This is a genomic window from Vibrio sp. 1727 (genome assembly GCF_033344415.1).
GTDB classification, from domain to species: domain Bacteria; phylum Pseudomonadota; class Gammaproteobacteria; order Enterobacterales; family Vibrionaceae; genus Vibrio; species Vibrio alginolyticus.
The window spans coordinates 88,888-97,588 of record NZ_JAWPOT010000005.1 but is presented as its reverse complement, the minus strand read 5'-3'; the positions used below and the strand labels follow the sequence as shown (position 1 = coordinate 97,588).

The window sequence follows — 8,701 nt, the reverse complement described above, 5'->3', positions numbered from 1 at the left end:
GAGTACCGTGGTTAAAATTCGTCATTCTGGACAGCGACGAAGGAGCGTGATTCAGAATCTACTAGTCGAGCATGCAATTGTTTACGTTGTTAGCTTCATCCTTGCTATGAGTAGATTCCTGATGCCGCTATGGCTCCTCGGAATGACAGGAAATGATGGTCAAAGATTATAGAGTACCGTGGTTAAAATTCGTCATTCTGGACAGCGACGAAGGAGCGTGATTCAGAATCTACTAGTCGAGCATGCAAGTGTTTAAGTTGTTAGCTTCATCCTTACTGTGAGTAGATTCCTGATGTCGCTATGGCTCCTCGGAATGACGGAAAATGATGGTCAAAGATTATATAGCACCGAGGTTCAAATTCGTCATTCTGGACAGCGACGAAGGAGCGTGATTCAGATTCCCCAAGAAGGAACCTAGGGTATTCCTTTACCCTAGGTCTCAATTTAATACTGGTCTTCAGACCAACCATCACTATCGGACATATCGGGTGCTCCTGGGATGGTGTTTTCTTCATCTGCCCATTCACCAAAATCAATCATTTGGCATTGTTTACTGCAGAAAGGGCGATGAGGACTTTGTTCTCCCCATTCTACGTCGGCGCCACATTGTGGACATTGAACGATGGTAACTTTAGACATAGTTGAGCGTCCCATTACTAATTGGTGTTAAAGGGTAGTATACCTAAACGAATTAAAGATGGCTTATTCAACGCGCTATTGCTGCTACGAAATTTTATCAAATATAAGCGCAATAAAGCGTTGAATTTTAGATTATGGAGGCGAGGCGTAGTGTCGTCTTAGCTGCACACAGCAAGTTCAAATTCAATATCTTGTGTGCACGCTTGACCGTTTTCAAACGACATAAACTTGATCGCAAAGCGGTTTTTATGGCCTGAAATCATAGGATACACGCCATATTCCATTGGGATGTGAAGTCTTAGAATGTTGGCTTCATCAGCGTCACTTTGGAAGAAACCTGCACGACCGATTTGAGCTTTGAAATGTCCGGTCTCTCTAGTGAGCTTTAACCATAACGAAAGCGCATCAGATAAGGGCTTTAAGCTTGCTTGCCACTGTTGTGCATCACGCTTTTTACGTTCAATAGGTAGATGAAGCCAGTAGTGTAATGCTGGCAGATCAAAACAGCATGAACCACCCGGTAGATTAAAGCGTTGACGGATAGAGCTTAGGAAGCGATCTTCTTTTAATGCTTGGCCAAAACGTTCAGCACCCATTAGTTGGCTATGAACGACATCTATCTCTTGTAGTAGGGTATTTAATGCGTCTTGATCGACACCATCAACATTGAGCCAATGGCGGTACGACAGCCGCTGCTTCTCAAGATCTTTAGCCAGTTCACTTTTCAGTTGGATTTGTTCGAAGATCTCAACCATATCGAATAACGCACGGAAAAACAGTTGATACTGATGATTTTCGCTAAACCCAGAGGCCAAGTGAGCCTGACGCAGCAGAGACTCTACTCTTAGATAAATACGAGTTTTCTCATTTAACGGATGTTCAAATTTGTGCGTGGTCATCGACATAAGCCTTTGTGAGTTTCGTTCCTATTTTCGCAGATTTTTCTTACACATGGCTAGGTACTTTTCGTGCAAATCTGTGATTTGAAGCAAAAGATCAGGGTCACTTGGATTATTCTTAACCACATCGTCTGCAAGCGCGAGCCTTTGCTCTCTTGATGCTTGAGAGGCAAGGATGGCGCGAACTTGATCTTCACTCACATTGTCTCGTTTCATCGTGCGAGATATCTGTGTATTCGGTTCTACATCGACGACAAGAACGCGATCACACAAACTATCTAGCTTGTTTTCTACGAGCAACGGCACCACAAGTAACGCATACTCTGAAGTGACTTGCTGCAAATCTTCGATCATCTTTTCACGAATTATCGGGTGCAACAGTGCGTTGAGCCATGCTTTTTCATCTGAATTCGAAAAGATTTTTTCTCTCAGCTTTGCGCGATCTAAAGTTTGGTTTTCACGAACTATATCGTGACCAAAATGTTCAATAATCGCGTTTAGGCCGGGAGTACCTGGCTCGACAACTTCTCTTGCTACAATGTCGGCATCGACGATATCGATTTTAAATTGTTGTTTGAACAGATTCGCGACGGTTGTTTTTCCACTAGCGATACCACCTGTTAAACCAATAACCAAAGCCATTTACACTCCTAGAACTGAAGTAAAGTACCAGTTTAAAATCTGGTCGCCCCAAATTAAGCTTATCCAACCAGCAATTGCTAAGTAAGGACCGAAAGGGAAAGCTTTTTCAATTCCCTGCTTTTGCAAGCGTAGTTGAATGATGCCAAATACGATGCCAACCACAGAAGAAAGTAGAATGATCATCGGCAGTGACTGCCAACCTAGCCAAGCTCCTAGTGCCGCTAGTAGTTTAAAATCACCATACCCCATTCCTTCTTTACCAGTAAGTAACTTAAAGCCCCAGTAAACGGACCAGAGACATAGGTAACCAGCAATAGCACCAATGACAGAATCTTGTAGAGTAACAGGACTTATTTCGACTAATGCTAAGGCAATGCCAGCCCAAGTTAATGGTAATGTTAATTGGTCAGGTAACAACATAGTATCGAGATCGATAAATGTTGCAGCGATTAAGATAAAAGTGAAAAAGAGTAGTGCAACGGTAAAGTAACTAAAACCAAAGTGGTAAGCGACAAAGCCTGAGCAGAATGCAGTGAGCAGTTCAATCAGTGGATAGCGTGTGCTAATGGTTGTCTGACAGTTGTGACATTTGCCTTTTAAAAGCAGCCAGCTAATCACAGGAATGTTGTCGCGAATACGTATCGGTGTTGCGCATTTCTGGCAGGAGGAGCGTGGGACGCTCAAGGTCAGCACTTCTTTAGGAGGTTCTATTTTGTATTCAGGAAATGACTCGGCACATTCGCGTCGCCATTCTAGTTCCATGATTTTAGGTAGTCGATAAATAACCACATTGAGGAAGCTACCCACGATAAGACCGAAGATGGTGGCAAACACAACGAATAGCCAAGGGTAGTACTGGAATACTTCCATATTTGTCTCTTGAGCGATGAGTGAAATCAGCAAGATGCTGTTTTAAAGGAGTTAACAGCTCATTCTAGCCCAATACACTCATTAAGTTAAAGATTGGCAAGTACATTGCTGTCACTAATCCGCCAACAACGATACCTAAAAATACGATAATTAGTGGCTCTAGAATTTTACTAAGGTTGTCGACGGTGTTGTCGACTTCAAACTCGTAGATCGTTGCAACTTTATTGAGCATATCGTCAAGTCGACCAGACTCTTCACCGATCATGACCATTTGTAACACTAATTCAGGGAACACATTACAGTTACGCATGGCAACATACATTGGCATACCTGCGGCGGTATCACGGTAAACTTCTTCTATGGCGAGTTGATAGTGTAAGTTTCCTGAGGTTTTTGATGTGGTTTTTAAACTGGTTAGAATTGGAATACCCGCTGTAAAGCTTGTGGCGAGTGTTCGACTAAATTTGGCGATAGCGGCTTTTGATAATACAGGCCCAAGGACCGGAAATTTAAGCACAGAGCGGTTGAGCATTAAGCGAAAAGAATCTGAACGCTTAGAGAGGATTCTCACCGAAATGAATAAACTAATGGAGCCTAGTGCGATAAACGGACTCCAGTTTTGTGTCCAGGCGGAAAGATCTAATACTTGCCTGGTAAACCACGGTAAGTCAGCACCAAAACCAACAAACATTTTTTCAAACTCGGGAATGACTTTGGTGAGCATGATAAACGACACGCCTAACGCTACTAGAACTACCATGGCTGGGTAGATCAGTGCTTTGATCACTTTCGCACGGAGTTGTTCATTTTTTTCTCGGTAGGTGGCTAAGCGCTCGAACACTTCTGCTAAGTTACCGGATTGCTCACCTGTGGCGATAAGATCGGTATAGAGTGGGTCAAAGTGTTCACTTGCAGTGCGCATGGCTTTTGACATGGGCGTCCCCGCTTCAACGGCGCGTGTCACGCTCATCAAAATGGATTTCATCTCTGCTTTTTTATGATTTTCTGAGACCAATTTTAAAGCCTGAACTAAGGGTACACCGGTTATCAACATCGTCGAAATCTGACGGGTAAACACCGTGATGTCTCTGCCTTTCACGCGATGGCTGAGTTTAGTGAGAAACGAGATACTGCTTTTCTTTAACTTCTTGATCTTGATGTGCTGTGCGTCTAGACGCTCGCGTACTTCAATTTCTGTCATCGCGAGGGTTTGTCCAGACGTCTTTTTGCCAGAACTGTTGATGCCTTTCCAGCGGAAGTTTTTAAGTTGTGGTGTAGTGCTTTTCATGGATGTGACTGCTGATTAAAGGATTAAAAATAAAGTACGCGCTGTAGTTCACTAAAACTTGTGATCCCTTGTTTGAGTTTTTCTATGCCCGACATTTGTAACGTGCTCATACCATTTGCGATGGCGAGTTTTTCTAGTTCATGTACCGACGCGCCTTTAATAAGCGCTTCGGAAAGAAATTCATCAAAGCGCATCACTTCATAAATCCCCGTTCGGCCGGAATAACCATGGGTACACTCATTGCATCCATCGGGATTGGCTTTAAAAATGTTGTCGCTTGCTTGAATTCCGAGATGTTGTAGCTGAACGGTAAGCTCTTGTGATTGTTTGCAGTGCGAGCACAGTTTACGGGCTAAGCGCTGGGCAATAATCAAACTAAGGGATGAGGCCAAGTTAAAGCTTTCTACGCCCATGTTTGATAAACGAATAACCGTTTCAGCCGCAGAATTGGTATGCAAGGTTGAAAGTACTAAGTGACCGGTTTGCGATGCTTTTATGGCGATTTCCGCAGTGTCTAAGTCACGAATCTCACCGACCATGACCACATCCGGGTCTTGACGTAAGAAAGAGCGCAGGGCTTCGGCAAAACCAAAACCAATCTTAGGCTGAACTTGAACTTGGTTAATGCCCGATAAGTTAATTTCTACTGGGTCTTCTGCCGTGGAAATGTTGATTTCTGGTTTATTGAGAATACTCAGCCCAGTGTACAGAGAAACGGTTTTCCCGCTCCCAGTTGGGCCTGTCATCAGAATCATGCCTTGTGGGCGACGCAGCGCATCCAAGTACAATTGTTTTTGTTGTTCGCTATAACCAAGCTTGTCGATATCCAATGACGCAGAGCTGCTGTCGAGCAGTCGTAGTACAATTTTCTCTCCAAATAGAGTAGGCAGCGTGGATACACGCATATCAATTGCGGTGTCTTGATTCAACTTGAGCTTAATACGCCCATCTTGTGGTAAACGTCGCTCTGCAATATCAAGCTTAGAGAGGATTTTGATACGAGCGGATAAGCGGCGACTCAAGTGGCTTGGTGGCTGCTGTGTTTCAATTAAGATGCCATCACAGCGTAGGCGCACGCGGTACATCTTTTCATAAGGTTCAAAGTGGATATCGGATGCGCCTTTGCGCACAGCGTCCAACAGAATTTGGTTTATGTAACGGCTAACAGGAGACTCATCTTGGCTCAAGTCTTCAATGTTGTCGATTTCATCTGCGCCCACATCAACCAGGTTGGCTAATTCTTCTTGGTTGATCTCTTTTAGCCCAGACTTTTCTTGCCCAAGTGCGCGGCCATATAAGCGCCGAATCGCAGCGGTCAGCTCGCGAAAATCAGCGAGAACAAGTTCTACTTGCAATCCTGTCGCAAAACGAAAGTCATCTTCTGCTTGTTGGTTCGTGGGGTCGGCAACCGCTAATAATAACGTTGAAGGCGTACGTTGGAGTGGGAGTGCGTTATGCCGAGTGATTAATTCACGTAGACCTAGTTGTTGACAAAGCGAAGCGTACTCGTACTGAGATAACTCGGGCTGATTTAAACCAAAGAGAGAGCTTAAGTGATCAGCGAGTTCGCTTGATGTAAATAATCCAGAACTGAGTAAAGCTTCCGGCATCGAAATGCCAGAAGCTTTGACTTGCTCAAGTAACGATTCTTCTTGGGAAAAGGTGAGTAATCCGACCTGACGAAGAATTGTTGAGAGGTTACTTTGCACGTATTATGCACCAGTGCATGTTTTAGGTAACAATTGTTCAACTGCAGGAATGTCTGATGTACAAGCCCATGCACCTGTATTTGAAGTTCTAGTAAGAACAACGGTATGGCCCGCAACAAGTGTACTAGCATCGTTTCCGGCAGCATCAAAAGTGAATGTTACAGTTCCCGCATCGACGTTCGTGGTATCCTGAGCAAATGCTACGGTACCTAAAGGCATTACAGGTACACCTAGCGCTGTTTCTTGGCCAGCAGCTGGGAATTGTCCTGTTTCTACAGTAAATGCTTCAACATTTGTTTTAGCTCCAGTCAGAGTTGCTAATACCGATGCCACTTCACTTTTCGCAACGTACTTTTGATATTGAGGAAGTGCAATTGCCGCTAAAACACCAATAACGGCCACCACAATCATTAATTCAATCAGAGTAAAACCCTGTTGTTTTTTCTGTTTACTGTTTTTCATTTTTAACCCTTTCCTAAAAATTAATAATGCTCTTGCATTGGCGAAAGATTATGGAGAGTTAAGGTGGGTTGAAAATGGGGAAGGGATGGGCTCTCGAGTGAGATAAAACTCTTTGGTGAAAAGTTGCATATCGCATGCAGAGTTTTGCGAGTAGTACTATTTTTTTAGTGGATAAAAAGAAAGGGCCAATTGGCCCTTTTAAATGATGAGTTACTCACAACTCACTGAGTTAGTTGAAGTAATTGAGATTGTGTTGCTTTTATTATTTGAAGCGCATCGAAAGATCCATCGCTTTTAGATGCTTAGTCAACGCGCCTACCGAAATGTAATCGACACCGGTTTCTGCGTATTCTGCGATGGTCTCTAGCGTAATGTTGCCGGAGTTCTCTAAAGCGGCACGACCTGCGTTAATCGCTACGGCTTCACGCATCATTTCTTTTGTGAAGTTATCGAGCATGATGATGTCGGCACCAGCCTCTATCGCTTGTTTCAACTCTTCTAAGCTTTCCGTTTCGACTTCTACCGGTTTGCCTGGGTTAAGCTCTTTCGCTTTTTGGATGGCTTGAGTGATGCCACCACAAGCAATAATGTGGTTTTCTTTAATGAGGTAAGCGTCGAACACGCCGATGCGATGGTTAAAGCCTCCACCACACGTCACGGCGTATTTTAGTGCGCTACGCAGACCAGGAATGGTTTTGCGTGTGTCGAGTAGACGACACTCAGTATGCGCGATTTTTTCAGCGTACTCTGCGGTAACTGTTGCGCAGCCAGACAGCGTTTGGATGAAGTTCATTGCGTTACGCTCACCAGTCAACAAGTCACGAGCAGGGCCTGTCAGCGTGCAAAGGGTTTGGTTAGGTTCGACTTTATCGCCGTCCTTTACGTGCCATTCAATGCTGACCTTGCCACCGAGCTGTTTAAAAACTTCATCAGCCCATGCTTGACCACAGAACACACCATGCTCACGAGTAATAATCGTTGCGGTATTAACCGCATCGGCAGGGATCAAAGATGCAGTAATGTCGTTATCTGCGTCGACACTGCCACCTAGATCTTCTTTTAAGGTATCAGCGACAGAGCGAGTGATCTCTAAAGGGAGTTGTTGTTTAAGGTATTCTAGGCGTTCTTGAATGTTGTGTGTGTTCTTCATCGCAAATCTTGTCTTGAAAGGGAGATGGCAACGAATGATACTCTCCGGTGTCAATAATTTCAGCAGTTAATTTGCAAAGTAGAGAGGTTGATATGCGCCCAATTATCGAGAATGGCTGGCTGACACAAGCAAAGCATGTTCCGTCACCATTTTTTGATGCCCGCTCTGATATAAACGACATCTCTCTGCTGGTGGTACACAATATCAGTTTGCCTCCTGGGCAGTTTGGTGGACCATATATAGAGGACTTCTTCACTGGCAAGCTAGATCCAAGTGAACATCCATTTTTTGAAGTTATTCACAAAATGGGCGTTTCTGCACATTGCTTGATTAAGAGAAACGGCGAGGTTGTTCAATTTGTTTCTTTTCTCGATAGAGCATGGCATGCCGGTCAATCCAGTTTCGCAGGCAGGGAGCGTTGTAATGACTATTCCATTGGTATCGAGCTTGAAGGGACAGAATTTACTGCCTACACAGAAGCGCAATATCAATCACTTGCAGAGATCACTGAGGTGATTATGCAGTCTTATCCTCAAATCACCCCGCAACGAATTACCGGTCATCAATATATTGCGCCCTTGAGAAAAAGCGATCCTGGTCTAAGCTTTGATTGGGTGAAATATAGACTGCTTATACAGCGTTGATTTGTAGCGAAAGTGTAAATTCAAAAAAGCGAAATAAATAAGGCATACGATCAGGTATGCCTTTTTTTGATACCAGAAATATTAATGATTGTTAAAAGTTAACTACATTTTTACGCTCGTATATGCCGTTTTGGTGAATAAATAGACTGATAATTTTGTCATTTTCTGTATTTCTTTTCCAAAACTGCTAGCACGTCGACTTCCCATTTGTATGCTTTATGTAATTGGTCATACCAATTCTATTGCTGTTTTAACAGTCGATTGTTATCAGAGTGTTGGAAGTAAGCTCGTTCTATGATTTAGGTCAATTTTCGGCTGGACAGTGGCGTTTTAATTATGTTAATTTCTGCACCAACTTAAAATTGGTATTACCAATTACCTGCAAGAGTAGAAGAACA

The 8,701-nt window shown here is 43.6% G+C and carries 9 protein-coding genes; 1 reads left to right on the top strand and 8 read right to left on the bottom strand.

The features are described from left to right. Positions 1-444: 444 nt before the first annotated feature. The 8 genes from yacG to nadC all read right to left on the bottom strand — a co-directional run bounded on the left by yacG (position 445) and on the right by nadC (position 7,659). Positions 445-639, bottom strand: a complete 195-nt coding sequence (yacG, locus tag R8O10_RS07420) for a DNA gyrase inhibitor YacG (protein WP_017635922.1) — start codon at positions 637-639, stop codon at positions 445-447. Between the two features lie 158 nt (positions 640-797). Continuing rightward, the gene (gene zapD / locus R8O10_RS07415; protein WP_005373086.1) at positions 798-1,538 is read right to left on the bottom strand and encodes a cell division protein ZapD; all 741 of its coding nucleotides are present in this window, start codon (positions 1,536-1,538) and stop codon (positions 798-800) included. 27 nt (positions 1,539-1,565) lie between these two features. Beyond that, the gene (coaE, locus tag R8O10_RS07410) at positions 1,566-2,180 is read right to left on the bottom strand and encodes a dephospho-CoA kinase (RefSeq protein ID WP_137282357.1); all 615 of its coding nucleotides are present in this window, start codon (positions 2,178-2,180) and stop codon (positions 1,566-1,568) included. Continuing rightward, on the bottom strand, positions 2,181-3,050 hold the full coding sequence (locus R8O10_RS07405; protein WP_137282356.1) for a prepilin peptidase: 870 nt from the start codon (positions 3,048-3,050) through the stop codon (positions 2,181-2,183). 64 nt (positions 3,051-3,114) lie between these two features. Next, on the bottom strand, positions 3,115-4,338 hold the full coding sequence (locus tag R8O10_RS07400) for a type II secretion system F family protein (RefSeq protein ID WP_239938376.1): 1,224 nt from the start codon (positions 4,336-4,338) through the stop codon (positions 3,115-3,117). Between the two features lie 23 nt (positions 4,339-4,361). After that, on the bottom strand, positions 4,362-6,047 hold the full coding sequence (pilB, locus tag R8O10_RS07395; RefSeq protein ID WP_318191261.1) for a type IV-A pilus assembly ATPase PilB: 1,686 nt from the start codon (positions 6,045-6,047) through the stop codon (positions 4,362-4,364). Positions 6,048-6,050: 3 nt separating this feature from the next. After that, positions 6,051-6,509 carry a pilin gene (locus R8O10_RS07390; protein WP_047102657.1) on the bottom strand — a complete coding sequence of 153 codons (459 nt, stop codon included), beginning with the start codon at positions 6,507-6,509 and terminating at the stop codon, positions 6,051-6,053. Between the two features lie 262 nt (positions 6,510-6,771). Next, complete coding sequence (nadC, locus tag R8O10_RS07385; protein WP_005379983.1) at positions 6,772-7,659, bottom strand: carboxylating nicotinate-nucleotide diphosphorylase; 888 nt, start codon at positions 7,657-7,659, stop codon at positions 6,772-6,774. 92 nt (positions 7,660-7,751) lie between these two features. On the opposite strand from nadC, the gene ampD reads away from it, so the two are divergent. Further along, positions 7,752-8,303, top strand: a complete 552-nt coding sequence (gene ampD, locus R8O10_RS07380) for a 1,6-anhydro-N-acetylmuramyl-L-alanine amidase AmpD (RefSeq protein ID WP_318191260.1) — start codon at positions 7,752-7,754, stop codon at positions 8,301-8,303. The last annotated feature ends 398 nt before the right edge of the window (positions 8,304-8,701 follow it).

What these genes read in the sequence shown, in the direction of transcription:
- coaE (WP_137282357.1), bottom strand. Translation starts at nt 2,180, where the DNA reads ATGGCTTTGGTTATTGGTTTAACAGGTGGTATCGCTAGTGGAAAAACA.
- nadC (WP_005379983.1), bottom strand. Translation starts at nt 7,659, where the DNA reads ATGAAGAACACACACAACATTCAAGAACGCCTAGAATACCTTAAACAA.
- zapD (WP_005373086.1), bottom strand. Translation starts at nt 1,538, where the DNA reads ATGACCACGCACAAATTTGAACATCCGTTAAATGAGAAAACTCGTATT.
- R8O10_RS07390 (WP_047102657.1), bottom strand. Translation starts at nt 6,509, where the DNA reads ATGAAAAACAGTAAACAGAAAAAACAACAGGGTTTTACTCTGATTGAA.
- ampD (WP_318191260.1), top strand. Translation starts at nt 7,752, where the DNA reads ATGCGCCCAATTATCGAGAATGGCTGGCTGACACAAGCAAAGCATGTT.
- R8O10_RS07400 (WP_239938376.1), bottom strand. Translation starts at nt 4,338, where the DNA reads ATGAAAAGCACTACACCACAACTTAAAAACTTCCGCTGGAAAGGCATC.
- R8O10_RS07405 (WP_137282356.1), bottom strand. Translation starts at nt 3,050, where the DNA reads ATGGAAGTATTCCAGTACTACCCTTGGCTATTCGTTGTGTTTGCCACC.
- yacG (WP_017635922.1), bottom strand. Translation starts at nt 639, where the DNA reads ATGTCTAAAGTTACCATCGTTCAATGTCCACAATGTGGCGCCGACGTA.